This window comes from Lentzea sp. NPDC051213 (genome assembly GCF_044455585.1).
In the GTDB taxonomy this organism is placed as follows: domain Bacteria; phylum Actinomycetota; class Actinomycetes; order Mycobacteriales; family Pseudonocardiaceae; genus Lentzea.
This window is the reverse complement of sequence record NZ_JBITEX010000009.1, coordinates 1-25,194: the sequence shown is the minus strand read 5'-3', so window position 1 is coordinate 25,194 and position 25,194 is coordinate 1. Positions and strand designations below refer to the sequence as shown.

General features: G+C 67.8%; 27 protein-coding genes. 16 read left to right on the top strand and 11 right to left on the bottom strand.

From position 1 onward, the window contains the following. The first annotated feature begins 51 nt into the window (after positions 1 to 51). The 3 genes from ACIA8G_RS34250 (at position 52) to ACIA8G_RS34240 (ending at position 4,417) form a co-directional block, all read left to right on the top strand. A complete protein-coding gene (locus tag ACIA8G_RS34250) occupies positions 52 to 1,470 on the top strand; it encodes a glycosyltransferase (protein ID WP_396422877.1) in 1,419 nt (472 codons plus the stop codon). Beyond that, entirely contained in the window at positions 1,463 to 3,406 is a 1,944-nt protein-coding gene (locus tag ACIA8G_RS34245; RefSeq protein ID WP_396422876.1) for a glycosyltransferase, read from the top strand. The genes ACIA8G_RS34250 and ACIA8G_RS34245 overlap by 8 nt, the downstream gene beginning before the upstream one ends. A 69-nt stretch (positions 3,407 to 3,475) precedes the next feature. Continuing rightward, positions 3,476 to 4,417, top strand: a complete 942-nt coding sequence (locus ACIA8G_RS34240; protein WP_396422874.1) for a UDP-glucuronic acid decarboxylase family protein — start codon at positions 3,476 to 3,478, stop codon at positions 4,415 to 4,417. Positions 4,418 to 4,423: 6 nt separating this feature from the next. On the opposite strand, the gene ACIA8G_RS34235 is transcribed toward ACIA8G_RS34240, so the two are convergent. After that, positions 4,424 to 5,710 carry a UDP-glucose dehydrogenase family protein gene (locus ACIA8G_RS34235; protein WP_396422873.1) on the bottom strand — a complete coding sequence of 429 codons (1,287 nt, stop codon included), beginning with the start codon at positions 5,708 to 5,710 and terminating at the stop codon, positions 4,424 to 4,426. Positions 5,711 to 6,150: 440 nt separating this feature from the next. Here ACIA8G_RS34235 and ACIA8G_RS34230 point away from each other — a divergent pair, with 440 nt between their 5' ends. Further along, positions 6,151 to 6,525, top strand: a complete 375-nt coding sequence (locus ACIA8G_RS34230) for a hypothetical protein (RefSeq protein ID WP_396422872.1) — start codon at positions 6,151 to 6,153, stop codon at positions 6,523 to 6,525. Between the two features lie 4 nt (positions 6,526 to 6,529). On the opposite strand, the gene ACIA8G_RS34225 is transcribed toward ACIA8G_RS34230, so the two are convergent. Both ACIA8G_RS34225 and ACIA8G_RS34220 read right to left on the bottom strand, forming a co-directional pair. Beyond that, on the bottom strand, positions 6,530 to 6,718 hold the full coding sequence (locus ACIA8G_RS34225; protein WP_396423279.1) for a DUF397 domain-containing protein: 189 nt from the start codon (positions 6,716 to 6,718) through the stop codon (positions 6,530 to 6,532). A gap of 12 nt (positions 6,719 to 6,730) precedes the next feature. Continuing rightward, complete coding sequence (locus ACIA8G_RS34220; RefSeq protein WP_396422871.1) at positions 6,731 to 7,543, bottom strand: helix-turn-helix domain-containing protein; 813 nt, start codon at positions 7,541 to 7,543, stop codon at positions 6,731 to 6,733. A gap of 73 nt (positions 7,544 to 7,616) precedes the next feature. Here ACIA8G_RS34220 and ACIA8G_RS34215 point away from each other — a divergent pair, with 73 nt between their 5' ends. The 3 genes from ACIA8G_RS34215 to ACIA8G_RS34205 all read left to right on the top strand — a co-directional run bounded on the left by ACIA8G_RS34215 (position 7,617) and on the right by ACIA8G_RS34205 (position 8,600). Beyond that, positions 7,617 to 7,874, top strand: a complete 258-nt coding sequence (locus ACIA8G_RS34215) for a hypothetical protein (RefSeq protein WP_396422870.1) — start codon at positions 7,617 to 7,619, stop codon at positions 7,872 to 7,874. A 65-nt stretch (positions 7,875 to 7,939) separates the two neighbouring features. Continuing rightward, entirely contained in the window at positions 7,940 to 8,284 is a 345-nt protein-coding gene (locus ACIA8G_RS34210) for a hypothetical protein (protein ID WP_396422869.1), read from the top strand. A gap of 88 nt (positions 8,285 to 8,372) precedes the next feature. Further along, positions 8,373 to 8,600 carry a hypothetical protein gene (locus tag ACIA8G_RS34205; protein ID WP_396422868.1) on the top strand — a complete coding sequence of 76 codons (228 nt, stop codon included), beginning with the start codon at positions 8,373 to 8,375 and terminating at the stop codon, positions 8,598 to 8,600. Here the strand turns inward: ACIA8G_RS34205 and ACIA8G_RS34200 are convergent. Next, complete coding sequence (locus tag ACIA8G_RS34200) at positions 8,597 to 10,378, bottom strand: gamma-glutamyltransferase family protein (RefSeq protein ID WP_396422867.1); 1,782 nt, start codon at positions 10,376 to 10,378, stop codon at positions 8,597 to 8,599. The two genes, ACIA8G_RS34205 and ACIA8G_RS34200, sit on opposite strands and share 4 nt — an antisense overlap. Positions 10,379 to 10,713: 335 nt before the next feature. Between ACIA8G_RS34200 and ACIA8G_RS34195 the strand changes: the two genes are divergently transcribed. Further along, the gene (locus ACIA8G_RS34195; protein ID WP_396422866.1) at positions 10,714 to 11,472 is read left to right on the top strand and encodes an SDR family NAD(P)-dependent oxidoreductase; all 759 of its coding nucleotides are present in this window, start codon (positions 10,714 to 10,716) and stop codon (positions 11,470 to 11,472) included. Here the strand turns inward: ACIA8G_RS34195 and ACIA8G_RS34190 are convergent. Then, on the bottom strand, positions 11,469 to 13,112 hold the full coding sequence (locus ACIA8G_RS34190) for a TM0106 family RecB-like putative nuclease (RefSeq protein ID WP_396422865.1): 1,644 nt from the start codon (positions 13,110 to 13,112) through the stop codon (positions 11,469 to 11,471). The two genes, ACIA8G_RS34195 and ACIA8G_RS34190, sit on opposite strands and share 4 nt — an antisense overlap. An 82-nt stretch (positions 13,113 to 13,194) precedes the next feature. On the opposite strand from ACIA8G_RS34190, the gene ACIA8G_RS34185 reads away from it, so the two are divergent. Further along, a complete protein-coding gene (locus tag ACIA8G_RS34185) occupies positions 13,195 to 13,629 on the top strand; it encodes a DUF6474 family protein (RefSeq protein WP_396422864.1) in 435 nt (144 codons plus the stop codon). Here the strand turns inward: ACIA8G_RS34185 and ACIA8G_RS34180 are convergent. Continuing rightward, a complete protein-coding gene (locus tag ACIA8G_RS34180; protein ID WP_396422863.1) occupies positions 13,626 to 15,257 on the bottom strand; it encodes a BCCT family transporter in 1,632 nt (543 codons plus the stop codon). The two genes, ACIA8G_RS34185 and ACIA8G_RS34180, sit on opposite strands and share 4 nt — an antisense overlap. 58 nt (positions 15,258 to 15,315) lie before the next feature. On the opposite strand from ACIA8G_RS34180, the gene ACIA8G_RS34175 reads away from it, so the two are divergent. From ACIA8G_RS34175 to ACIA8G_RS34160, 4 genes are read left to right on the top strand one after another with little or no spacing between them, the layout of a single operon-like run. Beyond that, the gene (locus ACIA8G_RS34175) at positions 15,316 to 15,831 is read left to right on the top strand and encodes a hypothetical protein (RefSeq protein ID WP_396422862.1); all 516 of its coding nucleotides are present in this window, start codon (positions 15,316 to 15,318) and stop codon (positions 15,829 to 15,831) included. Between the two features lie 46 nt (positions 15,832 to 15,877). After that, positions 15,878 to 16,615 carry a YcnI family protein gene (locus ACIA8G_RS34170; protein ID WP_396422861.1) on the top strand — a complete coding sequence of 246 codons (738 nt, stop codon included), beginning with the start codon at positions 15,878 to 15,880 and terminating at the stop codon, positions 16,613 to 16,615. Beyond that, positions 16,612 to 17,142 (top strand): copper resistance CopC family protein, encoded by a 531-nt coding sequence (locus ACIA8G_RS34165; protein WP_396422860.1) that lies wholly within the window; start codon positions 16,612 to 16,614, stop codon positions 17,140 to 17,142. Before ACIA8G_RS34170 ends, ACIA8G_RS34165 begins: the two co-directional genes overlap by 4 nt. Next, positions 17,139 to 18,158, top strand: a complete 1,020-nt coding sequence (locus tag ACIA8G_RS34160; RefSeq protein WP_396422859.1) for a copper resistance D family protein — start codon at positions 17,139 to 17,141, stop codon at positions 18,156 to 18,158. Before ACIA8G_RS34165 ends, ACIA8G_RS34160 begins: the two co-directional genes overlap by 4 nt. A gap of 73 nt (positions 18,159 to 18,231) precedes the next feature. Here the strand turns inward: ACIA8G_RS34160 and ACIA8G_RS34155 are convergent, their stop codons facing one another. Together ACIA8G_RS34155 and ACIA8G_RS34150 are read right to left on the bottom strand one after the other, a co-directional pair. After that, the gene (locus tag ACIA8G_RS34155) at positions 18,232 to 18,513 is read right to left on the bottom strand and encodes a hypothetical protein (protein ID WP_396422858.1); all 282 of its coding nucleotides are present in this window, start codon (positions 18,511 to 18,513) and stop codon (positions 18,232 to 18,234) included. A 152-nt stretch (positions 18,514 to 18,665) separates the two neighbouring features. Continuing rightward, complete coding sequence (locus ACIA8G_RS34150; RefSeq protein ID WP_396422857.1) at positions 18,666 to 20,048, bottom strand: helix-turn-helix domain-containing protein; 1,383 nt, start codon at positions 20,046 to 20,048, stop codon at positions 18,666 to 18,668. Between the two features lie 191 nt (positions 20,049 to 20,239). Here ACIA8G_RS34150 and ACIA8G_RS34145 point away from each other — a divergent pair, with 191 nt between their 5' ends. Both ACIA8G_RS34145 and ACIA8G_RS34140 read left to right on the top strand, forming a co-directional pair. Next, positions 20,240 to 20,530 carry a hypothetical protein gene (locus ACIA8G_RS34145; protein ID WP_396422856.1) on the top strand — a complete coding sequence of 97 codons (291 nt, stop codon included), beginning with the start codon at positions 20,240 to 20,242 and terminating at the stop codon, positions 20,528 to 20,530. Positions 20,531 to 20,543: 13 nt separating this feature from the next. Next, complete coding sequence (locus ACIA8G_RS34140) at positions 20,544 to 20,903, top strand: hypothetical protein (protein WP_035909125.1); 360 nt, start codon at positions 20,544 to 20,546, stop codon at positions 20,901 to 20,903. Positions 20,904 to 21,147: 244 nt separating this feature from the next. On the opposite strand, the gene ACIA8G_RS34135 is transcribed toward ACIA8G_RS34140, so the two are convergent. Genes ACIA8G_RS34135 through ACIA8G_RS34125 form a run of 3 tightly spaced genes read right to left on the bottom strand, consistent with a single transcriptional unit; the run spans position 21,148 to position 24,375 of the window. Continuing rightward, positions 21,148 to 21,927 carry an SDR family NAD(P)-dependent oxidoreductase gene (locus ACIA8G_RS34135; RefSeq protein ID WP_396422855.1) on the bottom strand — a complete coding sequence of 260 codons (780 nt, stop codon included), beginning with the start codon at positions 21,925 to 21,927 and terminating at the stop codon, positions 21,148 to 21,150. Further along, the gene (locus ACIA8G_RS34130) at positions 21,927 to 23,087 is read right to left on the bottom strand and encodes an MFS transporter (protein ID WP_396423278.1); all 1,161 of its coding nucleotides are present in this window, start codon (positions 23,085 to 23,087) and stop codon (positions 21,927 to 21,929) included. Before ACIA8G_RS34130 ends, ACIA8G_RS34135 begins: the two co-directional genes overlap by 1 nt. Positions 23,088 to 23,127: 40 nt before the next feature. Further along, positions 23,128 to 24,375 (bottom strand): GH1 family beta-glucosidase, encoded by a 1,248-nt coding sequence (locus ACIA8G_RS34125; RefSeq protein ID WP_396422854.1) that lies wholly within the window; start codon positions 24,373 to 24,375, stop codon positions 23,128 to 23,130. Positions 24,376 to 24,488: 113 nt separating this feature from the next. On the opposite strand from ACIA8G_RS34125, the gene ACIA8G_RS34120 reads away from it, so the two are divergent. Then, positions 24,489 to 25,103, top strand: coding sequence for a TetR family transcriptional regulator (locus ACIA8G_RS34120; RefSeq protein ID WP_396422853.1), 615 nt, complete (start codon positions 24,489 to 24,491; stop codon positions 25,101 to 25,103). Positions 25,104 to 25,194 lie beyond the last annotated feature (91 nt).

The following is a 25,194-nucleotide window of genomic DNA, read 5'->3' as shown; positions in this document are numbered from 1 at the left end:
CTTGTCCTCCGTTCGACGGCGACAGGCTATGCCAGACCCACGAGGGGATTGATGTCGACCATGACTCGCCAGGTCGTGTACGTAGTCCCGGACGTCACGGAGCCGTCCGGTGGCGTGCACGCCATCTACCGGCACGCTGAGCTCGCCGAGCGAACCGGCGTCGACGCCAAGGTGTGGCACCTCGCCGAGGGCTTCCGGTGTTGGTGGTTCTCCTCGAGCGCGAAGGTCATCAGCGGCGAGACCCTCGAGCTGGGCCCGGACGACGTGCTGGTCGTGCCGGAAGTGCTGGTGCTGGACGGGTTCGACCCGGCGCCCGGCGTGCGCAAGGTCATCTACAACCAGAACCACTACTACACGTACGACAACTTCACCGGTGCCGACTACCCGGCGTGGAAGCCCGCGCCGCAGGTGTGGGCGGGCTCGGTGATGACCACGAACGTGCTGAAGGCGTTGCTGCCCAAGCTCAAGGTCCACCTGGTGCCGAACGTGATCGACACCGAGCTCTACCGCTTCGCCGAGGAGCGCAAGCGCAAGATCGTGCTGCTGCCGCGCAAGCGTCCGCGCGAGGCGGCCGTGCTGTCCGCGATCTTCAAGAACGACAAGCGTTTCGCGGGCGTCGAGGTCGTGGCGCTCGACGACGTGACCGAGCAGCAGATCGCCGACGAGCTGGCGGACGCGTCGATCTTCATCGCGCTGCACCGCGACGAGGGCTTCGGCCTGCCCGTCGCCCAGGCGCTCGCCGCCGGCTGCGTCGTCATCGGTTACCCGGCGGGCGGCGGTGCCGAGCAGTTCGAGGCGCCCGGCACGCACGCGGTCGAGGACGCCGACGTGCTGTCCATCGTGGAGAAGGCCGCCGCGGTGCTCGCGAACGAGCCGGACCTCGCCGAACGGCGCTCCTACCGCGAGTGGGTCGAGCAGCGGTACTCCGAGGACGCGATGGTCGAGAAGCTGCAGGTAGCGATCGAGGCGGCTACGAAGATCAGGGCGAAGGGCGGCACGGCCACGCACCCGCTGACCCAGGTCGTCACCCCGGAGGTCCCGCCGGTCAGCGAGCAGCTGGAGCACAGCCTCGCGTTCGCCCAGGAGCAGAAGGAAGCCCGCGAGCGCGCCGAGTCGGTCGCGACCGGTCTCGAGGACGCACTGGGCAAGGCACTCGCCGAGCTGGAGGAGTCCCGCCGCCGCGAATACGTGGTGGCGCAGGAGCTTCACGACCTCAAGAACGAGTACACCGAGCTGACCAAGGCGGCCGAGCGCCTCACCGCGCTGGACGAGGCGACGACGCTGCTCGCCGAGTACGCGCGCGACAACGACCGCCTCAGCCGCAGGCTGGACGAGGAGATCCGCCAGCACCTGCACTGGCGCACGACGTTGCAGGACAAGATCGACGACCTGGAGCGCTCCACGTCGTGGCGCGTCACGGCCCCGCTGCGCAAGGCGACCGGCGTCATCAAGGGCGGCCGCAATGGCTGACCTGCGTCTGCGCGTCGTCCAGTCGCGGTTCCAGAACGCGTTCTTCCACGAGCTGGCCGAGGCGATCGTCGACGAGGCGACCAGGCTCGGCGTGACCGCCGACGTCGTGACGAGCGTGGTGGACACCGAGCCGGACGACGTGTTCGTGCTGCTGCCCACGCACGAGTACGCGGTGCTGGAGGGCGGCCAGTTCCTGGACGACCCGCGCCTCGCCAAGCGCTGCATCGGCATCACCGCCGAGCAGCCGTCGTCGTCGCATTTCGACACGAACGTCCACTACGGACACAAGCTCGGCGCGGTCTTCGACTTCAGCACGCTGTCGGTCAAGCGCTACCAGGCGCAGGGCATCACGGCGGAGCACCTGCAGTTCGGCTGGACCCCGACCTGGGACAAGTTCGACCCGGACACCCTGGGCCAGGAGCTCGACATCCTGTTCCTGGGCTGCGCCACGCCACGCCGTGAGCACGCTCTCTCCAAGATCGGCCGCCAGCTGTGGGCACGCCGCAGCCGGCTGATCCTCTCCGACAACGCGGCGCCGAACACCGGCGACCACGCGGCGTTCGTCACCGGCGACCGCAAGCGGGAGCTGTTGGCGGGCACCAAGGTCCTGGTCAACGTGCACCAGGCGGACGAGCCGTACTTCGAGTGGCTGCGCGCCGCCGAGGCCGCGCACTGCGGCGCGGTGATGCTGTCCGAGACCTCGCTGCACACCGAGCCGTTCCAGCACGACGAGCACCTGGTGTTCTCGGCGCTCTCGACCATGCCGCACGCGCTGGGCGCGTTGCTGGAAGACCCCGATCGGCTCAAGACGTTGCGCCGCAACGCCTACGAGCTGATCAAGGAGAACCCGTTCTCCGTCGGCGTCGAGAAGCTGGTGTCGGTGGCGCAGGACCTGCGCAAGACCACCGAGGGCCACCGGCTGCGGCTCGGCCCGAGCCGCACGCAGCCGTTCCGGCAGCGGATCACGCCGTCGTGGGAGCGCCAGACCGACAGCGTCGACGCGGTGCGCCAGGCGATGCGCGAGATCCGGCTCGACATCATCGACCTGCGGCGGCGCGTCTCGACGGACCCGACGATCGACCCGACGCCGGTGATCGACCGCCGCACACCCGCGTGGGACCGCCGCACACCGCGCGTCTCGGTGATCATGGCTCTGTACAACCACGAGCCGTACGTCGTGGAGGCGCTGGAGTCAGCGGCTTCCGGCACGTACGGCGACCTGGAGATCATCGTCGTCGACGACTGCTCGAACGACGGCTCCAACGAGACCGTGCGCAAGTGGATGGACCGCAGCCCGCACATCCCGATGACGCTGGTCAGGCACCCGGTGAACCGCGGTCTGCCGCGCTCGCGCAACGAGGCGTTCCGGCACGCGCGCGGTGAGCTCGTGTTCGTGCTCGACTCGGACAACGCGATCGTGCCGACCGGCCTGGAGCGCCTGGTCGAGGCCATCGACGCGGACCCGGAGGCGTCGTTCGCGTACGGCGTGCTGCAGCGGTTCGACTCGACCGGCCCGGTAGGACTCATGGGCGTCTGGCCGTGGGAGCCGTGGCGGCTGCGCTACGGCAACTACATCGACGCGATGGCGCTGGTGAGGGCAACGGCGTTGAAGAAGCTCGAGGGCTACACGCTCGACCGCCGCCTGCACGGGTGGGAGGACTACGAGCTGTGGTGCCGAGTCGCCGAAAGCGGCGGGCACGCGGCGCACGTGCAGACGGTCGTCGGGCGCTACCGGCAGTCGGCGACCTCGATGCTCAGCCTCACGAACATCTCCCAGGACGCCGGCTTCGACGCCGTCCGGGAAAGCTGCCCACGCCTCATGTCTGGCGCACTTGAGCTGCAAGACGACACACTGGGTGATTGGCTTGCATCTGTCCGCAGCGAACGCGACGCACGTGACGTGTGGCTCAGCAACTGGGAGTCGCAAAAAGCCTAGACCGGATCGTTTCGTAGCCTAGGTTTCACTCGTTCGTGTCTTGTCCTGGGGGAGGGGTTGGTTCACGCCATGCGTGCAGTGGTCACCGGTGGTGCGGGCTTCATCGGATCGCACCTGGTAGACGCGGTGCTCGACCGCGGTTGGTCGGTCGTGGTGGTGGACGACTTCTCCTCCGGGCTCACGGAAAACGTCACGAGGTACGCGGACGAACCGCGCTTCGAGTTCATCGAGGCGGACATCTGCGGTGACTGGTCCATCGAGGGCCCGGTCGACCTGGTCCTCAACTTCGCGAGCCCGGCCTCGCCGCCGAAGTTCCTGGAGCGTCCGCTGGAGACGCTGGAGGTCGGCTCGACGGGCATGAAGAAGGTCGCCGAGATGGCCATCGCGAAGGGCGCGCGCCTGATCCAGGCGTCGACCAGCGAGGTCTACGGCGAGCCGCAGGTGCACCCGCAGCCCGAGGAGTACTGGGGCAACGTCAACCCGATCGGCCCGCGCAGCGTGTACGACGAGTCGAAGCGCTACGCGGAGGCGCTGCTCGGCGCCTACCACCGCATGGGGCTGCTCGACGTCGGCATCGTGCGCATCTTCAACACCTACGGCCCGCGCCTGCACGCGACGGACGGCCGGGTGGTCTCGAACTTCGTGCACCAGGCGCTGAGCGGCAAGCCGTTGAGCGTCTACGGCTCCGGCAAGCAGACCCGCAGCTTCTGCTACGTCGGCGACCTCGTCCGCGGCATCCTCGCGCTGGGCGACAAGCGCGGCGAGTTCGGCCCGGTGAACCTCGGCAACCCGCAGGAGATCACCGTCCTGGAGCTGGCCCAGATCGTCGGCGAGCTGACCGACACCCCGGTCAACCTCGAGTACTCGGACCTGCCGACCGACGACCCGACCCAGCGCAAGCCGGACATCACCCGCGCGCAGGAGGTCCTCGGCTGGGAGCCGGAGGTCGACCTGCGCGAGGGCCTGCTGCGGACGATCGAATGGTTCTCGACGAGTGCGCTGGTGCGGTAACCGCACCTACCTGCCGACGCCGTGTGACGTGAGGCCGGCGCGGGTCAGGATGTCCGTGTCGAGCAGGTTGCGCGTGTCCACGACGACCTGCCCCGTCATCGTCCCGGCGAGCGCCGCCCAGTCCAGCGACCGGAACTGAGGCCACTCGGTCAGCACGACCAGCGCCTCCGCGTCCTTCGCCGCCTGCTGCACGTCGTCGACCACCGTGACGGCGTCCGTGACACCTTCGACGGCCTGCTGGATCGCCGGGTCGTACGCGATCAACTCGGCGCCTTCGTCCTTGAGCAGACCCGCGATCTTCAACGCCGGGGAGTCGCGCAGGTCGTTGGTGCCCGCCTTGAACGCGAGGCCCAGCAACCCGAGCCGCTTGCCCCTGAGATCACCACCGACGGCGTTGGCGATCTTCTGGATGATCAGCCTGCTCTGCTTCTCGTTGGTGTTGATCGTGGCGCTGAGCAGCTCGAACTCGTGCCCCGCCGCCTCCGCGATCTGCAGCAGCGCGTGCGTGTCCTTCGGCAGGCACGACCCGCCCCAGCCCGGACCGGGCTGCAGGAAGGACTGCCCGATCCGCTGGTCGAAGCCCATGCCCTCGGTGACGTTCGCGATGTCCGCGCCCAGCCGCTCGCACAGCTCGGCCATCGCGTTGACGTAGCTGAGCTTCATCGCGAGGAAGCAGTTCGCCGAGTACTTCACCAGCTCGGCGCTGGCGGCGTCCATGAGAACGGTCGGCGCACCGAGCCGGGCGTAGAGAGCTGAAACGCGCTCGGCGGCGTTCTGCGCGTCGGACCCGACGACGATCCGGTCGGGGTGCATGAAGTCCTTGACCGCGCTGCCCTCGCGGAGGAACTCCGGGTTGCTCGCGACGAACACGTCGTCACGGCCCAGGAGTTCGAGCACGCGGGCGGCGGTGCCGACCGGGACTGTCGACTTGTTGACAACGACGGTGCCGGGCGCGAGCAGGTCCTTCATCTCCGCGACCGCGGCCTCGACGGCGGCCAGGTCGGCGGCGCCGCCGTGCCCCATGGGCGTCGGCACGCAGAGGAAGACGACCTCGGCGTCCTGCACGGCGTTGCGCACGCCGACGACGAACTCCAGGCGGCCGGCGGCGATCCCCTCGGCGACGAGCTCGGGCAGCTCGGGCTCGAAGATGGAGACCTGAGCCTTCTTGAGCTGTTCGACCTTCTTCTCGTCGATGTCCGCGCACACGACGTGGTGCCCCAACGACGCGAGGCAAGCGGCCGACGTGAGACCGACGTACCCGGCCCCGACCACCGCAACCCGACGAACGAACATCCTCAAACCGCCCTTGATCAGCGCGAACAGTTGGCGGCCGATCGTCGCACAGCGATCAAGCGAACAAGGGTGCTTTGAGGGGGGCCGTGACGGGACTCGCACAAGGTTCTGTTAAGAAGGCGAGTCGGAGCTACTTGCAACCGGCGGCGAGTGCTAGACGTCTACTACGGGTGTAGGTAGCCACTCGGAGGCGACACATGTGGATCAGCGTGACATTAGTCACATTGGGCGGTTTGGCGTTCCTGACGCGAACCGTAGCGGCCGTCCTGGCCGTTTCCCCCAATAAGAAGACGAACGATTACCCTAAGCCACAGACGTCCACCAATTGAGATACTCGATCGGGCTAAGGCTTACGTCAGAACGTTGACTTACCGTACGATCCTTTCGGGTCGTATGACTGAACGGTCACCCGTTGGGGACCTCACAGGGGTAGGTGCGCCATGGACCACGCACTGAGCAAGGTCATCGAGCTGCGCGAGTGCGGATTTCAGTTCCTCCACCTGAGGGACGACGCCGGGCAGCTGGACCGCATCATGGCGTTCAAACAGCGCAGAGGCTTCATCGACTCCATCCTGTTCTGGTCGGAGACCGAGGCCCGCGCAGGCCGTCTGCCTGCGGTGCGCGACTCAGCCCGACCGGCCCAGGCCGTGTGGATCTACGAGGGCCCGCTGTCCGAGGCCGTCGACCGGCTCCTCGATCTGCCGGAGCCCGGCGCCCGCAACGCGCCCATGCTCATGAAAGCGACAGCTTCTGATTTGGCCGTTGTCACGACGCTGCCATTTAAGTTGAAGCTTCCACCGGGTGCGATCGCCTAGCTCGTTAAGCCTTTTCGAACTCGCCGCGCTTAACGGCGCCGATGAACGCTGCCCATTCGGGCACGCCAATGACAGAACCTGCCCGGTTCTTGGAGTCGCGCACGCGCGCCATTGATCCGTTCAGCGCAATCTCAACGCAGTTACCGCTACCGCCGCCGCCACTGCGGCTGCTCTTCCGCCACAGAGTGGACACCTGGATCACTACCTACCTCTCGGCAGCCAACCTCTCGATCCACGCGGCGGACTCTTCATGGGACATCGCCAACTTCGAGAGGTGTTTGAACACAAGGTTAGCGGTCTTCACCCGCTCCGGATCCTCGATGTGGATCGAACCGGCCATGTGCTCGATGTAGAGGACCTTCGGATCGCCGGCGAAGGGTAGGTCCAGCAGGGCGAACGAACCGAACTGGCCATCCTGCGAGCCTGCCGACTCCAGCAACACCTGGATGGTCACGTTGGGCAGGCGGCCCACGTCGAGCAGGTGCAGGAGCTGCTCTCGATCAGAGTTCCGCACAACCGACTCCGCGATGATCGCGTGGTACTCCAGCGGGTTGTCGCCGACCAACCGCTGCTGTCGGCGTTGTCGGATGGCGATCTCGTTCTCGATCCACTTCTTGGATCGCTGGATCGTGGTGCCCGCGAACACAGATCGCATGGTTCGCACGGTCTGCACCTGCCCCGGGATGAAGCCCAGCTGAAACTCCCGGACGCGCGATGCATCGTGCTCGAGGCTGATGTAGCCCTGCACGTCGATGCCGAAGGCGCGCCACCACCCCTTCTCCTTGGCGAGCTCCCACATCTCGATGTACGGCTGCTCCTCGTCGCCGATCACGCCGTACAGATCAAGCATCGCTCGCAAGGCGTGGATGTCCGGCAGCTGGCCGTTCTCGATGCGGCTGACCTTGGGGACGTTGTAAAGCAGACGGTCTGCGACCTGTTGCTGGCTCATGCCCGCGCGCTCACGCAGCAACTGGAGCGCCTCGCCGAGGCGCTGCTGCCGGAACGTGGGATCTGCCACGGCCCAAACGTTACGGGCATGATCCGGAAGTTGAGATTCTCACCTTTCAGCTGCGGTGAGGAACGTCCTGGTCATGGACCACTTCCATCGCATCGAGTACCACCGCAGGCTGCCCGGCGGTGCGCTGGACCTCGAACAGATCGAGGAGGTCCAGGATCATGGTTGGTACATAAGGAAAGGCGAGGAGTGGCGCCGCCGGTACACCCTGGAGTGCGCGTACGACTTCTTGTCGCGCACCGAAACGAAGGCGGGCGTTTTCGCGATCACGGTGTGGCGGCGGAAAGTTCGCGTCTGCACCGTCGGATTGGAGTGGAGCCCCCTGAAGGGGTGAAGAAGTTCCCACTCCTGAGTTACGCAGCTTGATGTAGAGGGGTCAGACGCGAAACGTTCGCGCCCATGAACCTCAGGAAGACCGTCACGGGGGCCGCTGTTGCCCTCGGCAGCGCTACCGTCATGCTCGGCCTGGGTGGTATCGCGCACGCTGACACCGCTGACGTCAACGCTCTTACGCAGCCTGACATCGGTGGCCAGCTGGGCGATGTTGCGTCCGCCGGCTCGCTCGCGGCCGTCAACACGGAAGACGTCAACGGCAAGATCCAGGCCATCAACGCTCAGGACGCGGACGTCACCGCGATCGTCGAGAACGTCGACGCCGGTGGCAACGGTGTTCCCGCCGCGACGCTGCTCGGCCTCAACGAGCCGCAGGGCCCGTGGAGCGGCCTCGCGCACGTCGCCATCTGATCCAACCAGTACTTCCTGGCCGGGGCGGCGCCCGATTCCCTCCCCCTCGAATCGGGCGCCGTTCCACTTTTTGTAGGAGCGGAAAGCCTTGAGCATCAAGAAGATCGTCGCTTCCGCCGGTATCGCCGCCGGTGCGCTCGCCGCACTGGCAGGTACCGCTCAGGCTTCGGCGCTGCCGACGCCGCAGCTGCCGGACGTCGACCCGATCAGCAAGATCAGCGATGTCGCCGGCGCCGCGGGCGTCAGCACGCTGCACAACTTCGGAAGCGCCAACGTGGACATGATCCACGACGGCTCGCAGGTCATCGGGGGCTAACGCCCCACCGCGTAGCCCTGCGCGCCGCGTGGATTCGCACCGGCGCGCAGGAGTCCGTCTGCGGCATCCCTTGCCACGGCGGACATCCGGCCCAGCGTCCACTCGCCGGCGTCGACGACCAGGTGGCCCTTCGCCCGCAGCTGGTCGAGCACGTCCGCGCCGGCGCTCGACTCGATGACGAGTTCGCCAGGAGTCCAGGCGCGCGGGTAGAACGAGCTCGGGAACGCGTTCGAGTGCCACATCGGTGAGTCGATGGCCTCCTGCAGGTTCAGGCCTGCCCGGTGTGCCAGCCAGAAGCCGAGCTGCCACTGGTCCTGCTGGTCCCCACCCGGCGTGCCGAATGCCAGCGCCGCCTCACCGTCGCGCAGCGCCATCGACGGCGAGAGCGTGATGCGCGGGCGCTTGCCGGGAGCCAGCGAGTTCGGCAATCCCTTGTCCAGCCAGAACATCTGCGCCCGGCTGCCGAGGCAGAAGCCCAGCGACGGGATCGTCGGCGACGACTGCAGCCAGCCGCCGGACGGGGTCGCGGAGACCATGTTGCCCCAGCGGTCCACGACGTCGACGTGCACGGTGTCGCCGCGCGTCACGCCGGAGCGCGCCACCGTGGGTTCGCCGATCGCACCGGTCGGATCGCTGACCGGAGTCGAGGGACCGCCGATGATGTGCTGGGGCAGCAACGGTTCCCGGCCGTCGGGCGAGCCCGGCCGCAGTTCGTACGAAGCGGTGTCGCCGATCAACGCGCGGCGCTCGTCGGCGTAGGCGCGCGAGACCAGCGTTTCGAGCGGAACGTCGTCGGCGTCGCCGTACCAGGCCTCGCGGTCGGCGAACGCCAGATTGGCGGCCTCGGTCGCCAGGTGCACGGTCTCCGCGGTCGGCTTGCCGTCCACATAGGACAGCTCGTATCCCTCCAGCAGCCGGAGCTGCTGTGCCAGCACGGGCCCCTGCGTCCACGCGCCGGCCTTGACGAGCGCCCACTCGTCGAAGTCGACGACCAGCGCGTCCTCGTACGAGGCCTCCCAGGACGCCATGTCCGCGCCCGTCAGCACACCGGCGTGGTCGCGGCCGGAGTCGTCGCGGAACTCGTTGCGGCAGAACTGGTCGATCTGTGCCGCCACGAACCCCTGCGACCACGCCCGGCGCGCGGCCTCGATCTGCGCTTCACGGCCGGCGCCCGCGGCCTCGGCGGCGGCCAGCAGCCACTCCCAGGTGTCGGCGAGCTTCGGGTTGCGGAACAGGCCACCGGGCTTGGGCAGGACGCCACCCGGCATCCACTGCGCGGCGGAGGTGGTCCAGTGGTCGCGGAAGAGGTCCGAGACGCGCTCGATGGTGTCGACGACGCGGGGCAGGAGCGGGAAGCCGTGGCGGGCGTAGCCGATGGCGCGGTCCAGCACCTCGCGCAACGACTTCGTTCCGTAGTCGCGCAGCAGAGTGAGCCAGCCGTCCCACGCACCCGGCACGGTCGCGGCGAGCAGTCCGCTGCCCGGCACCAGGTCGAGGCCGAGGCCGGTGTAGTGCTCGATCGTCGCACCGGCCGGCGCGACGCCCTGCCCGCACAGCACGCGCGGAGCGCTGCCCGCGGCCGCGAAGATGATCGGCACCTCGCCACCGGGACCGTTGAGGTGCGGCTCCACGACCTGCAGGACGAAGCCGGCGGTGACGGCGGCGTCGAAGGCGTTGCCGCCGTCCTCCAGCACGGCCATGGCGGCCGAGGAGGCGATCCAGTGGGTCGAGCCGACCATGCCAAAGGTGCCGACGAGTTCGGGGCGAGTGGTGAACACCCCATAAAGGTACGCGGGGCTAACTAATTTGCGTGACTCCGAGTGACACATTACCCACACCCGAACGGAGCAGCCCGAGGTCACCGTACGACTTTTGATGTAGCTGACCGTGACGGATCTCCTACCAGAGGTCTACCGGCGCGGACGATGTGTTCGAACACCTTCGAACGGCACAGTTCAGGCATGGGAATCCTGGGTACCGCGACGATCTTCATCGGCCTCGCGTTGCTGGCTGCGGTGCCGTTGGTGGCACTGCTCCACTGGACCGACCGTTGAGCTCGAGGTAACGAGCGTTAACCTCCTCGCGAGCAGTTCGCTTCGAGGAGGATGAAGGCATGGAGATCTCGGGTACCGCGGCCATCGTCACCGGTGGCGCATCCGGCCTCGGCGGCGCGACCGCACGTGCGCTGGCGGCGCGTGGAGCGCAGGTGTTCGCGCTCGACCTGCCCGGCGCCATCGAGAAGGCCGACGTCATCGAGAACGTCACCTACCTGTCGGCCGACGTGACCTCGGGCGAAGAGGTCCAGGCCGCCGTCGACACCGCGGCAGGCTCCGGCGCCCCGCTGCGCATCACGGTGAACTGCGCGGGCATCGGCCCGTCGACCCGCACCGTCGGCAAGACCGGTCCGCACGACCTCGACCTGTACCGCAAGGTCATCGAGATCAACCTGATCGGCACGTTCAACGTCCTGCGCCTGGCGGCCGCCGCGATGGGCAAGACCGAGGAGCTGGAGCACGGCGCCCGCGGCGTCATCATCAACACCGCGTCGATCGCCGCGTTCGACGGCCAGATCGGCCAGGTCGCCTACGCCTCCTCCAAGGGCGGCGTCGTCGGCATGACCCTCCCGGCCGCACGCGACCTCTCGTCCGTCGGCATCCGCGTGCTGACCATCGCACCTGGCATCGTCGACACCCCGATGCTCGCCACGGTCTCCGACGAGTTCCGCGCGGGCCTCGCCGCCGGCGTGCCGTTCCCGAAGCGCCTGGCCGCGCCGGGCGAGTACGCGCAGCTCGCCGTCTCGCTCGTCGAGCACGACTACCTGAACGGTGAGGTCATCCGCATGGACGGCGCTCTCCGCATGGCCCCGCGCTAGAGGTCTCCCGCAAACGGCAACCTGGACATCGCGTCCGAGGTCATCCACTCGCGCAGGCGGTGGGTGGCCCGGACGTCGTCCTCGTTGTACTCGAGCAGCCGACGGCGCTGGTCGGTGTCGAGCTCGTCGCCGTTCATCCCGACCGCGGACCGGTACCAGCGCATGGAGTTCTCGCCGCCGGCCTCCGGGTCCCGCCACCGGAATCCCGCGACCGGCGCGATGATCTTCAGGCCCTTGCCGTGCGCGCACAGGAACTGCTCGCGGACGATGCCGAACAGGTCGACCCACGAGTCCGACCCGATGAACTCCTTGACCTGCGCGATGGTCGGGATGCCGGGCTTGCCCGCGAACCTCTCGGCTGAAGCGAGCAGCCAGCGGTTCTCGGCGAGCTCGTTGTAGCAGTAGGCGCGGAAGCTCAGGCCGCGCGCCTTGGCCCGCAGGCGGATGCCCGTCAACCACGTCCAGAACTCGGCGAAGCTGCGCGCCTCGTCGTCGCACGGCAGCGCGTCCCACGTGACGAACGCGCGGTAGCCGTGCTCCTCGTCGATGTCCTTTCCGGACAGCAGGCAGCCCCACATGTACGCGCCGAGATCGCCGAAGCTCTCCATGTCGACGTCGACCTCGACGTCCGCGCGCGGCACGCTCATCTCGGGCACCCGCCGCACGAGGCTCAGGTCGCGCAGCCAGGCCCTGGCGAGCACCACCGCGTCACCGAACGGCATGCCGACGAGCTGGATCGGCCCTTCCTCCGCCGGATCCAGCTCGGCCAGCAGGTCCACAGTGGACAGTCCGATCTTCCGCAGCGCCGCCGCGTCCTCACCCCGGACGACGAGACTGACGTCCCGGCCGCGCTTGAGGTCGTTGTCGCACGTCGGCCACCACGGGCACGTCTTGCAGTCGACGATCCGCGACGGCCTGGCGAGCGGCTCCTTCTGGTTCGCCGACGCGAGCGCCACCGCCAGCCGGTCCGCGAACCGAGCGTCGTACTCAGCCAGCGCGTTGCGGCCGCCGGGCCACGTCGGCGCCTCCAGGTCGTGCCACAGCACCACATCGGCGTCCATGCCGATGACGCCACCGGTAGCGCGCCCGTTCGTCGCGTACCCGGCGGCCTGCAGCTGCCGTTGCGCGTGAGCCAGCCTGAGCTGATCACGGGGCTGCGGCCGCACCTTGCGATGCGGGTCCGTGCGGCTGCCACCGGGCAACGGCATCGTCAGCGGACTGGTCCGCGCACCCTGGCCGGGATCGGTGATCTTGTGCCGCACCACGAGCACCGGCACGTACCCCGTGGCGTCCTTGACCAGCAGGTCGATGCCACCACGACGGCCGCCACGCGGATCACGCGGCAACGCGGCGCCCCAGATGTACTGGGCACCCATCTCCATCGCCGCGAGCGTCACCCGTTCCCGGTCCGAACTGCGCACGTCAGGCCCGCTCGGCACCTCGAAGAGGTTCGAGCCGACCCTTCTGGCGAACGCGTCCGCCACCGCACGGCGGTGGTTCATCGCGTCCGCTTTGCGTTGTTCCGAAGCCGGATCCGGCGCCGCCCTGGGGACGTCGCGCATCTCCGGATCGTTTTCGAGGTGCACCCGCCGCCGACAACGAGTGACCACGCCGGCGTCGAGCTGCACCTGGGAAGTCACTGAAGAAGGGTATGTCGCGCGTCGAGCCGATGCGTCGGCAACCTGGGCAGTAAGTTTCACGTGACGGAGGAGGTGTACCCGAATGGCGCGCAAAGCAGGCCATCTGATCACGCCCAGCAGGGCCAAGAACCTGGTCGGCGTGGCAAAGGTGGTGGCGCCCGCACTGATTCCGATCCTCGCTCCGGTGCTGGCGCGCGGCGCCGGTGTGCTGAGCGACCAGTACGACCGGTACCGCGCCCGGCGCCTCGGGATTTCCGTTGAGGACATCGGCAAGTACTCCGGGTTCGGTGCCCGGTTGCACGCGCGGATTGTCGGGATTGCGGAGTCGACGGAGGCTTTGCGTGCTTCCGACTCCGCCTGGGTCACCAAGACCGAGGCGCGGCTTTCTCAGCTGCTTGCCGCTGTGCGGGCTTCTGAGCGGATGCCGACGGCCCGGCGCAAGGCTGCGCACCGGGCCGTCGCCACTGATCTGGATGTGCTGGAGCAGGAGCTGCTGCGCCGCCTGAACGTGCGCTAGCGCACCGGTGACCGCCCGGTCACCTCGGCCACGGCCCTGACCGCCGCCTCCTCGACCACCTCACCGGGATCGAGGTGCGCGGTGACCTCTTCCATGACCTCGGCCACCCGCTCCTCACGCCGAATCATCGGATCCGACCGCAGATCCCGAGCCAGCGAAACGCACAACCCGATCATCACCACCATGAACGGCAACGCCGCGATGATCGTCATGTTCTGCAACCCTGTCAGCGCGTTTGACCCGCCGACCAGCAGCATCACCGCCGCCACGGCCCCGGTGAGCACGCCCCAGAAGACCACCACCGGCCGGGCGGGCCGGATCGTGCCCTCCTGCGAGAGCGTGCCCATGACGATCGAGGCCGCGTCCGCGCCGGACACGAAGAAGATCGCCACCAGGATCATCACCACGACGCCGGCCACCGCGGCCAGCGGGAACTGGTCCAGCAGCGCGAACAGCTGGGACTCCGGTGTGGACTGACCGGCCAGGTCCACCCCGGACCGCTGCTCGAAGATCGCGGTCCCGCCCAGGATCGCGAACCACACCAGCGACACCGCGGACGGCACCAGGATCACGCCGGCCACGAACTGCCGGATCGTCCGGCCGCGGGAGATGCGTGCGATGAACATGCCGACGAACGGCGTCCACGAGATCCACCAGGCCCAGTAGAAGATCGTCCACCCGGACAGCCAGGTCTCGGTCGCGTCGCCACCGGAGGCCGCGGTCCGGCCGGCCATCGTGGCGAGTTCGCGGAAGTAGTCACCGATGGCCGTGGGCAGCAGGTTCAGGATGAACACGGTCGGCCCGACCACGAACAGGAACAACGCCAGCACCACGGCCAGCACCATGTTGGTGTTCGAGAGCCACTGGATCCCGCGCGCGACACCCGAGACCGCGGACACGACGAACGCCACGGTCAGCACCGCGATGATCGCGACCAGCAGGCCCTTGCCGACCTGGCCGGTCCACCCGGCGGCCTCCATCCCGCTCCCGATCTGCAGCGCGCCGAGGCCGAGGGAGGCTGCCGAGCCGAACAGGGTCGCGAAGATGGCCATCACGTCGATCGCGCGGCCCCAGCCACCGGTGGCGCGTCGTCCGAGCAGAGGAGCGAACGCGGCGCTGATCAGCGAAGACCGGCCGCGGCGGAAGCTGCCGTAGGCGATCGCGATGCCGACGACGGCGTAGATGGCCCACGGGTGCATCGTCCAGTGGAAGAGCGTGGTGGCCATCGCGGTTTCCAGCGGATCGCCTTCTGTACCCGGCGGTGGCTTGACGAAGTGGGTCAGCGGCTCGTTGACGCCGTAGAACATGAGACCGATGCCCATGCCGGCGCTGAACATCATCGCGACCCACGAGACGGTCTTGAACTCGGGTTTTTCGTCGTCACGACCGAGCGGGATCTTGCCGTAGCGGCTGAAGGCGAGCCACAACGCGAAGACCACGAACCCGGAGGCCGAGATCACGAACGCCCATCCCAGATGCTGGATGATCCAGCCCAGCGCTGTCTTCGAGACGGACGCCAAACTCTCTGTACCGACGATTCCCCAGGTCACGAACGCAAGCGTGAGACCTGCGGCAACGCCGAACACAACCCGGTCGGTTCGGCCCGGCCTGTCGCATTGAACGGTCATGCGGCCCTAGTTACCCGCTCATAGACCTAGGCAAACTGCCCGATTACGCTCAACTGCCGTGAGCACCTGGTCGAGTGAGTTGCGCACCCTGCGTGGTGCCGTTCTTGCGCTGACCTCTGCCGCGCTCACGATCACCGCCCACGGACTGGGCGGCGGAAAGCTGACCGAGTTCATCCACGCCTTGCCGCTGGTCGTGCTCATCGCGTTCGCTGCGGCGTCACTCGCCGACAAGCGGACCGGGAAGCTCTCTGTCATCGCCGGGCTCGGCACGGCCCAGCTGGCGCAGCACGTGCTGCTGACCTGGGTCAACCACGAGCACACCAACACGCTCACCGGGCAGATGTTCGTGGCGCACCTCGTCGCGGCCACGTTCACCGGTCTGCTGCTGTTCCACGCCGAGAACGCTCTGTTCAGGGTGTTCGCCGCCGTCACCCGCCTGATCCCCCGCAGGCTCACGCCGCTGCCGGTCACCAAGCCGGCGCGGACGTTCACCAGCACGCCGTTCATCCAGCGCACCCAGTCCGTGCAGCTGACGCGTGCACACGGGCGGCGCGGGCCGCCCTGTGGTTCCTGATCACCCGAATCCCCCAATCCCCTTGGCAATCAGGAGCCACAACTTCATGTCGACAAATCGATTTGGCGTGCGCACGCTCGCCGTCCTCGCCGTTGCCGGAATCGCTGTCCTGGGCACCCCGTCCATCGCATCCGCGCACGTCAGCGCCCAGCCGTCCGAGTTCACCCAGGGCGGCCGCGCGACCTTCGCGTTCCGCGTCCCGAACGAGCGGGACAACGCCGGCACCACCAAGATCGAGGTGACGCTGCCGCAGGACACGCCGCTCACGTCGGTGCGCACGAAGCCGCTGCCCGGCTGGAAGGCCGAGGTCGTCAAGGGCAAGCTCGACAAGCCCGTGACGCTCGCCGGCAAGGAGGTCACGGAGGCCTTCAAGACGATCACCTGGACCGCCGAGCCCGGTGTGAAGATCGCGGTGAACGAGTACCAGGAGTTCTTCGTCGCGCTCGGCACCCTGCCCGAGGGCAAGGACAAGCTCGAGCTGCCGACCAAGCAGACCTACGAGAACGGTGAGGTCGTCGACTGGAGCCAGTCGGCAGGTGCCGACGGCAAGGAGCCGGAGCACCCGGCGCCCGCGCTGAAGCTCGCCCCGAAGAAGGCCGCCGACGACGGCCACGGTGGCCACGGCACGACCCCGGCCGCGAACACCGGCACCGACACGCACGAGGCGTCGGCCGCCGGTTCCGACAAGACCGCCCGCTACCTCGGTGGCGCCGGTCTCGCGGTCGGCGCGCTCGGCCTGGGCTTCGGCGTCGGCGCCATCCTGCGTTCGCGGCGCAAGGCATGAAGCGCGCTCTCATCGCGTGCCTGATCGCTGGTGCGGCCGTGCTTGCCACGGCCGCCCCCGCGGCGGCGCACAACGCGCTGATCAGCAGCGACCCGAAGGACAAGACCTCGCTGGAGGCAGGTCCGGCCGCGGTCACGCTGACGTTCGACCAGGACGTGCAGGGCGGCCAGGGCATCAACACCATCAGCGTCGTGGACGCGAACGGCGGCCACTACGAGGTGCAGGGCGACCCGACGATCAAGGACAACGCGGTCTCCGCGAAGGTCAACGCGCTCGGCAAGGCCGGGCAGTACAAGATCGGCTACCGCATCCTCTCCGCGGACGGCCACCCGGTGTCCGGTGAGCTGACCTTCACGCTGACCAAGGACGGCACCGGCACGCCCGCCGCGGCGCCCAACACGAGCACCGCGCCCGAGGGCGGTTCCGGCGACGGTCTGCCCATCTGGGTGTGGATCGTCGGCGCCGTGGTGCTGCTCGGCGGTGGCGTGTTCTTCGCCCTGCGCAGTGGCGGAGGCGCGAAGGTATGAGCGACGTCCGGACCGCCGCCCCCACCCACTACCGCGTGCTCGCCGGGCTCGTCCTCGGCGCACTCGCGGGCATCGCGCTCGGCTTCGTGCTGGCACCACCTGTCGTGGTCGCCGGGGTCGTCGACGCCGGGGCGGCGGTCCGGTTCGGTCTGCCGGTCACCCGCGTGCTGCTGGACGTCTCGGCGACGATCGTCGTCGGGCTGTCCCTGCTGCCGAAGCTGCTCGGCTTCGACCGGCCCACGCACACGGAACCCGTCATGCGGATCGCCCGGCCGGCCGCGGTCGTCGCCGCGGCGGTCTGGGTGATCACCGCGCTGCTGGCCATCGTGCTGCAGGCCGCCGAACTGCGGCCGGGCAGCGACGTCAGCATCGGCAACGCCGTCGACTACATCGCGACCGTCGGCGCCGGCAAGGGCCTGCTGTTCAGCGCGGCCTGCGCGTTCGTCTACGTGGTGATCGGCGTGCTGGCGGTGCGCAACGGCGAGTCGGTGCCCGCTGAGCTGCGGATTCTCATCTCGATGTTCGGCCTGCTGCCGATCCCGGTGACCGGGCACGCCTCCAACTGGAAGTACCACGACTACTCGATGGTCTCCATGGAGCTGCACGTGCTGGGTGCCGCCGCGTGGACAGGCGGGCTCGGGGCGTTGATCGCGCTGGTCGCCTACCGCAAGGGACTGCTGGCCGTCGCGCTGCCGAAGTTCTCCAAGATCGCGACCATCAGCCTGATCGTCGTCTCGGTGACGGGCCTGTTCAACGGGCTGCTGGAGCTGGTGCTCAACCCGGTCATCCCGTTCCCGCAGTCGCTGTTCACGACCGGCTACGGGCTGCTGGTCCTCGGCAAGACGGCCTGTGCGGGCGCGGTCGCGGTGCTCGGGGCGCACATCAGGTGGCGGCTGCTACCGCAGATCTCCCTGCACAAGACCACCGCGATCGTGCAGTGGGCGGTCCTGGAGGTCATGATCATGGGCCTGGCGTTCGGCCTGGCAGTGGTGCTGAGCCGCGCTCCTGTGAGCTGAGTCTCGTTCAACGTGAAACATTCGCAGACTCGGCGAGTGGTCCGATCGGCGCGACGAGCTGCGCACGAACGGCCTAATCGGTGATCAGCCGAGCCGAAGATTCTTCACGCATGCGCGCCAGCCGGTTCATCGTCCGCTGACCGCGGCGGTCCAGCTCGCGGCTGTCGATCCAGCCGTTCGCGTAGAAACGGTAGTCCTGCGCCAACGCCACCAGCTCCGCGAGGTAGTCGGCGGAACGCCGCCGTCGCTCCTCGTCGAACGCCGCCAGAAGTGGCAGCTGGGTGTCCACCACCTCGTCGAGCAACTGCGCGGACCGCAGCGCTCTCTTGGAACGCCACCTCCGTGTAAGGCTCACGCGCCGCACCTCGCCCTTCGCCCCGACCTGCCGCACCTTAGGCGTGGATTTCTCGCCCGTCGATGCTGCATTCGTGTGCGAAGCTCCTGGCGTTACCGGTTCGTGTCCCACACCATCCAATCGGGGTGCTATGGGGCCCAAACGAGATGCGGTCAGGCGGCCGTGTCGGCACCGGTGAAACGAGCGACGCGGTCGGCCAGCTCGCGGGCCTCCGGGTTGTTGCGACGCTTCTCGGCTTCCTGGCGAAGCGGTTCCATGCGCTGCTTGGTGCGCACCGACTTGAGGCTTTCCGACAGGTCAACGGCCTGGCGACCGATCTTGGCGCCGTGGTCGATGTCGCCCTCGAGCAGGTGGTTGATCGCCATCGAGGTGAGGTTGAACGAGCGGCTGCGCGCGTACTCGTCACCGAAGTTGTTGATCGCCTTGGACAGCGCCGGGATGGCGGTCCTCGTGTATTTGGCGTCCACCGTCTGTGCCAGCTCCGTGTGCACTGTGCCGATCATGGACGAGAGGTCGATCTCGTTGAAGAACCGCGCCCACGCAGGAGCTTCGGCGATGTTCGAACGGGAGAACTCGTCACGGGCGCGGCCGAGCAGCTTGAGGGCCTGCTCGTCGGAACCCATCTTCGCGTAGGCCCAGGCCTCGTTCGCGCAGAGGATGCCGACCGCCAGTTCGGAACCGGAGTTCTGCGCGGCCAGCTGACCCAGCTGGAACACCTTCAGCGCGTCGTCCGGGGCGTTCTGGTGCAAGTACACGCGGCCCATGCGGTACAGGATGTTCGCCATCAGGGCCTCGTTCTCGCCCTGTTTCGCGAGGTCGAGAGCCTGACCGAAGTGGTTGCGGGCCGAGTCCATCAGGCCGGTGTCGAACGACGTCCAGCCGGCGAGGTTGTGCAGGTCGGCCAGCGCGACGTAGAGGCGCTGGCGAACGATGTCCGTGGAGTTCGCACCGAGCATCTGCTGTCCCCAGGACAGCTGGGCCACCACGGCGTCACGGCACGAGCCGCCGCCGTACTGGTAATCAAGCGCACGCAGAGCCCGCGTCGCCGCTTCGACCTGGCGCACATCGGTCATACCGATGCGTCCCGGAGCCGGAGTCTGTGTGGGGTGTGAAACCCACGACCCGGAGTCCGCTCCGAACACGGCCGCGCCGACTGTCACGGCGGCGGCGTGCGCGAGGAACTTCCGACGCTTCACCGACTCGTCCTCCTCAGGATGGGGTGAGTCCGCGGTTGCGGCCACCCTCACTGCCGTTGTCTCGTCATAGGCGAGACCCATGTATCCACGTGGGACACCCAAGCCACAGGCGATCCTGGTCAGGACGTCGTATGCCATCACCTGGCGTCCCTTGAGGATCTCTGAGACCTCGGACTGCGATTGACCCGTGAGCGCCGCGATCTGGCGCTGGGACACACCGTGCCGTCGGAGCAGCCGGTAAACCGAGCTGATCTCGCGGCGGGCCAGTGCGTCCCGCATCTCCTGGTGGTCCCACACCTCGGCGGGGATCGGAGAGCCCTGGGAACTCATGGTGTTCATCGCGCACCCTCACAGTCCGTTGGGCGTCATCGGCAGACTAGGGGCAGGTCCCCGAGCCCGAGAAGTCCTCTTCGGCGGAGCTGATCGGCCCTACCGATAACCGCTTACCGCTCACCGTAAGACTTCCACCGGTCAGCGCTGTGACGTCCCGTTCCGGCATGAATCATCGCAATCTAGATTCCGGTAAGCGAGTGAGCACGGAGAGGAACGACCTGATCGTGGACAGCTCCTCTACGTACTCGACCTCCATTGTGGAGAAGGGTGACACCGACTCCACATGGCGCGGCACGACCGGGCAACGTCGGACGTGGCAGATCAGCTGCGGCGATGTGGTCGACCGGGACCGCCAGCTCACCGTGAAGGTCGTTCAGGGCCAAGTGGTTCTGGTCGGACCTCCCGGGGAGACGGCAGTCTTGTCCCACGACCAGCTCGTACAGCTCAGGGCTGCGCTACGCGAAGCCGCCGACCAGGCGGAAAGGTGACGGTGACGTTTCGATGGACGCGATCCTCGGACAGGTTCTTCGCAACGCTGTGTGGGAACGTCTCGACCTGCTCACTGAGCTGGCGAGCCGCGCGGACGCCCCGTCCCTCCTGTCGGTGGCTCGATCCGAGCTCCCTCGGCTGACCGAGGGATGGCGTGCTCTGCTGGCAGCGCACGAGCCGGACGAGAAGGGCAACTGCCCTGAGTGCTCCGGCCGCTGGCGCCAGCAGAAGTCACCTTGCTCGGTGTGGCGCGCCGCGTACGAACACCTGGTTGCGGGCGGACTCGCCCCGCGCCCGGCTCGCCACCTGCGCGAGGCTCCGGTGACACCTCCTGTCACCAGGACCCGCCGCGCGGTGGCTCGAGCCCACTAACGGGCGTTTGCGACTGACCTGGCGTCCCCCCGACACGACCAGGTCTGCAAACCGCCTACTGACCGGTGGTCCGCGATGTGCGAACCCCCGACCGCTACATCGCGGACCCCGGTCAGCTTTACAACTCCACAGATTCCCGCGGGCTGGTGACGTGCACCTTCCCTCCCCGACCGTTACTGGTCCGCGGTCACCAACCACGGCCCTTGTCTGCACCTCCCGCGCAGACAGGGGCCGTTTCACGTCTCTAGCGGTGCGTGCCGGTCTTCCAGGTCAAATACGAGGTCAGACCGGGCAACAGCCGCCCGGAGAGCTCGAACGCCTTGAGCTGCCACGGAAACAGGTGCTCAGCACGTTCCTTCTCCACCGCGTCCACGATCGCCTTCGCGCACTGCGCCGGCGTCACAGTCGGGATGAGCCGCGCGATCGACGGGATGCGTTCCTCCGCACCGGGGTTGTTGTTGAAGTACTCGCTGGACACCTTGCCCGGCACCACTTCGCTGATCCCGACACCGGTCCCCCGCAGGTCAAGCCGCAGAGACGCGGTCAGGCCGCGCAACGCCCACCGCGACGACTGGTAGCCCACCGCACCGGGAATCGGTAGCCGCGAGACCGGCGAGTTCACGTTGACGATCCAGCCCGACCCGCGCGAACGCATGGCGCCCAGGTACTCCCTGGTCAGCAGCAACGCCGCCAGGTACGGCACCGAGGTCATCGTCTGCAGCTCGTCGGCCGTCGTGTCGTCCAGGAACAGCCAGCGGCCGACGCCGGCGTTGTTGACGAGCACGTCAGGTGCGGGAACCTCCTCGGCGAGCGCGCGGATCTCCGCGGCGTCCGACAAATCGGCCACGTGAGCGGACGCCGAGCCGCCGAACTCGGTGATCCGTTTGACCTGTAGATCGAGCAGTTCGGCGCTCCGGGCCACAAGGTGGACATGCGCGCCGTGCGCCGCGAAGCGGAACGCGGCCTCCGCGCCGATTCCCTGGGACGCCCCCGTGACCAGAACCTTCTTGCCCGAGACCTGCATCAGACCACCGATCGCACTCGACTCATCAACACCGCCGCCAGCGTCGTCGCCAGCGCCGACACCGCGAACAGGCCGCGGTAGCCACCTAGGTTGGCGAGGATCAACGCGGTCAGCAAGGGGGCGATGACCTGGGGCAACGCGTTGGCCACGTTGAGCACGCCCAAATCCTTGGCCCGATCGGACGCCGCCGGCAACACCTGGGTCAGCAGCGCGATCGCCACCGCCCAGTACGTGCCGAACCCGACGCCGAGCAGCGGTGCGGCGATCAGGGCCGCGGTCCACGTCGGCCAGGCGGCCAGCAGCAACGCTGCGAGCGCCATCACCGTCGCCGCGAGGTACACGTACGGCTTGCGGCGGCCAGAACGATCACTCCGTGCGCCGAACAGCACCGCTCCTGCGGCGAGTGCCACCCCGTAGAGCGCCATCAACACCAGCAGGCCGTCCTCGGGTGACGGGTGGTGGACGACGTCGCCGAGGAAGTAGAGCAGGTACAACGTCCCGAACGCGTTGCCGAGGTTGATCATGAGGTGGCCGAGCCAGGCCCACGCGAAGTCGGGGTGCTGGCTCGGTGAGATCCAGAACGTCGGGCGCACCGGCTTCACGACGAGCTGCGTGTCAGGCGTGCGCCACACGAAGAAGATGGCGCCGGCCACGACGATGGCCGCGCACGCCAGGTAACCGGCGGGCAGACCACTGACCAGCAACGTCACCACGACCGCGCCCAGCACCGTGCCGAGCATCTGGCTGATGCCGATCAGGCCGCCGACCTGCGCCCGTTGTTCGACGGGCACCCGGTCCGGCACCGCGGAGGTCAGTGAGGCGAGCATGCCGCCGATCCCCGCCTGCACCAGGCACCAGCCCACGGTCATCACGAAGACCGAAGGCGCAGAAGAGAGAACAGCGAGGCCAACGGCACCGATGATGGCGCCGGCCAGCGTCCACGGATGACGGCGACCGAACCGCGAGGTCGTGCGGTCGGACAGGAAGCCGATGAGCGGCACCACCACCAGCGACACCACACCACCGACGCCGGTGACGATGCCGAAGACGAGCTCCTTGTTGGCCTTGTCCAGCAGTTCGGCCTGCTGCGGCAACAACACCTGGATGGGCGCGTAGATCGCCAGCCACAGCCCCAGGTTCGCGAAGAACAGCCAGGCCATCCACCCGCGGCGGACTCTGACGATCGGCTCTGCCAGTGCCTCACTCACCGTTGATCACCTTGCGGTACCAGTGGAACGAGGCGCGCGGCGTGCGGCGCTGCGTCTCGTAGTCGACCTGCACGAGGCCGAACCGCTGCGAATATCCGGCCTCCCACTCGAAGTTGTCGAGCAACGACCACACGAAGTACCCGGCGACCTTCGACTCCACCGCGGCACGGAGGTGTCCGTCCAGGTAGGCGATCCGCTCGGTGTCCTCGATCTCGTCGGGGAAGCTGCAGCCGCTCTCGGTCACGTGGACCGGCGGCAGGTCCGGGTACCGCTCGCGCAACGTGGCGATCATCTCGGCCAGTCCGGACGGCACGATCGGCCAGTCGAACCCGGTGCGGGGGTACTCATCGATGTCCATCAGGTCAAACGGCAGCGGGTTGCCCTCTGACGGCGACTTGAGTCGTGTTGGGTTGTAGTAGTTGACGCCGTAGAAGTCGAGGGGCTGGTGGATCGTCTCGAGGTCGCCGTCGGCGATCGGCAGAAGTTCGGCGACTGCGTCGGGATATCGGCCCGACAGCACGGGGTCCGCGTAGATCCAGTTGTGGATTTCGCTGTAGGCCTCTGCAGCTGCTACGTCGTTCGGAGTAGCCGGCCAGGCCGGCGTGTGGTTGTTGGCGGTGCCAACGGCCTGTGCGTTGTACGAACGCAGCACCTCCACCGCACGGCCGTGCGCGAGGTTCAGGTGGTGGGCGGTCGGCAACGCGTCGAACAACAACGTCTTGCCCGGTGCGTGCTGGCCGATCGCGTAACCCTGCAACGTGACCATCGCGGGTTCGTTGACCGGGATCCACATCTTGACCCGGTCGGCCAGGCGGTCGGCGACCAGCGCGGTGTAGTCGGCGAACCGGTCGACGATGTCCCTGGTCAGCCAGCCGCCCTCGGCTTCGAGCTGCGTGGGCGTGTCCCAGTGGTAGAGCGTCACGACCGGGGCGATGCCGACCTCGACGAGCGCGTCGACCAGCCGGTCGTAGAAGTCGAGGCCCTCGGCGTTGACCGGCCCCTTGCCGGTGGGCTGGATCCGCGGCCAGGCGATGGAGAACCGGTACGCGTTCACACCGAGTTGTGTCATCAGCGCAACGTCTTCGCGCCAGCGGTGGAAATGATCGCAAGCAACCCTGGCGTTCTGGCTCTCGTGTACCTGAGCGAAGTCGTCCCACACGGAGGGACCCCGGCCGCCCTCGCCGAACGCGCCCTCGATCTGGAACGCGGACGTCGACACTCCCCAGAGGAAGTCGCTCATCGATCCTCCAAAATGTGAAATTCGTTCGGATCGTAGGCGTGTTGACAGCTTCAAGGAAGTGAAAACGCCGTACAACAGGCAAGATAGAAGCACCCGAACTACTGGGAGTCGCCGTGACGAGCACCACCCCGCTTCGCCGTCAGCCCGTCCAGCAGCGCAGCGCCAAGCGAGTCGAGCGAATGCTCGAGGCGTGCGCGACTCTCATCGATGAGGTGGGCTACGACGGCGTCACCACCACGTTGATCGCGGAGAGAGCGGGTGTCGCGGTCGGTTCGCTGTACCAGTTCTTCCCGGACAAGAGAGCCGTCGTGCAGGCGCTGACGTTGCGCAACGTCGACAGGTTCTCGCAAGGGATCAACGACCGGCTCGAGCAGGCGACGCTCGAGCACTGGTGGGACGCCGTGGACACGGTGTTCGACGTCTACGTGTCGATGCACCGCGAGATCCCCGCGTTCGGGAAGCTGCACTTCGGCGACGTCGTGGACATGCGGCTGCTGGACGACCGCCGCGACAACAACGCCGTCATCTCCGACAAGATCTCCGAGCTGATCTCCGGGAAGTTCGGCATTCCGATGACCGAGGTCCAGCTGCCGATCGCGATCGCCGTCGAGGCCGCGGACGCCGTGCTGAAGATGGCGTTCCGCAACAACGCGACCGGCGACACGGCGATCCTGATCGAGGCGAAGGCGCTCGTCAGGGGCTATCTCTCCGCCAGGCTGCCGAGCTAGCTTGAGTTTTAACCTGTTCGGTCCGGGTGTGGGTGGCAGGGCTCGGTTGTGTTGTGGTGCTTGTGTTTGCGCCTGTCTGCGCTGGTGACGA

Excerpts from the sequence above, each read along its gene's own strand:
- ACIA8G_RS34250 (WP_396422877.1), top strand. The coding sequence starts at position 52 with ATGTCGACCATGACTCGCCAGGTCGTGTACGTAGTCCCGGACGTCACG.
- ACIA8G_RS34245 (WP_396422876.1), top strand. The coding sequence starts at position 1,463 with ATGGCTGACCTGCGTCTGCGCGTCGTCCAGTCGCGGTTCCAGAACGCG.
- ACIA8G_RS34240 (WP_396422874.1), top strand. The coding sequence starts at position 3,476 with ATGCGTGCAGTGGTCACCGGTGGTGCGGGCTTCATCGGATCGCACCTG.
- ACIA8G_RS34235 (WP_396422873.1), bottom strand. The coding sequence starts at position 5,710 with ATGTTCGTTCGTCGGGTTGCGGTGGTCGGGGCCGGGTACGTCGGTCTC.
- ACIA8G_RS34230 (WP_396422872.1), top strand. The coding sequence starts at position 6,151 with ATGGACCACGCACTGAGCAAGGTCATCGAGCTGCGCGAGTGCGGATTT.
- ACIA8G_RS34215 (WP_396422870.1), top strand. The coding sequence starts at position 7,617 with ATGGACCACTTCCATCGCATCGAGTACCACCGCAGGCTGCCCGGCGGT.
- ACIA8G_RS34210 (WP_396422869.1), top strand. The coding sequence starts at position 7,940 with ATGAACCTCAGGAAGACCGTCACGGGGGCCGCTGTTGCCCTCGGCAGC.
- ACIA8G_RS34195 (WP_396422866.1), top strand. The coding sequence starts at position 10,714 with ATGGAGATCTCGGGTACCGCGGCCATCGTCACCGGTGGCGCATCCGGC.
- ACIA8G_RS34185 (WP_396422864.1), top strand. The coding sequence starts at position 13,195 with ATGGCGCGCAAAGCAGGCCATCTGATCACGCCCAGCAGGGCCAAGAAC.
- ACIA8G_RS34180 (WP_396422863.1), bottom strand. The coding sequence starts at position 15,257 with ATGACCGTTCAATGCGACAGGCCGGGCCGAACCGACCGGGTTGTGTTC.
- ACIA8G_RS34170 (WP_396422861.1), top strand. The coding sequence starts at position 15,878 with ATGTCGACAAATCGATTTGGCGTGCGCACGCTCGCCGTCCTCGCCGTT.
- ACIA8G_RS34165 (WP_396422860.1), top strand. The coding sequence starts at position 16,612 with ATGAAGCGCGCTCTCATCGCGTGCCTGATCGCTGGTGCGGCCGTGCTT.
- ACIA8G_RS34160 (WP_396422859.1), top strand. The coding sequence starts at position 17,139 with ATGAGCGACGTCCGGACCGCCGCCCCCACCCACTACCGCGTGCTCGCC.
- ACIA8G_RS34150 (WP_396422857.1), bottom strand. The coding sequence starts at position 20,048 with ATGAACACCATGAGTTCCCAGGGCTCTCCGATCCCCGCCGAGGTGTGG.
- ACIA8G_RS34140 (WP_035909125.1), top strand. The coding sequence starts at position 20,544 with ATGGACGCGATCCTCGGACAGGTTCTTCGCAACGCTGTGTGGGAACGT.
- ACIA8G_RS34135 (WP_396422855.1), bottom strand. The coding sequence starts at position 21,927 with ATGCAGGTCTCGGGCAAGAAGGTTCTGGTCACGGGGGCGTCCCAGGGA.
- ACIA8G_RS34130 (WP_396423278.1), bottom strand. The coding sequence starts at position 23,087 with ATGGCCTGGCTGTTCTTCGCGAACCTGGGGCTGTGGCTGGCGATCTAC.
- ACIA8G_RS34125 (WP_396422854.1), bottom strand. The coding sequence starts at position 24,375 with ATGAGCGACTTCCTCTGGGGAGTGTCGACGTCCGCGTTCCAGATCGAG.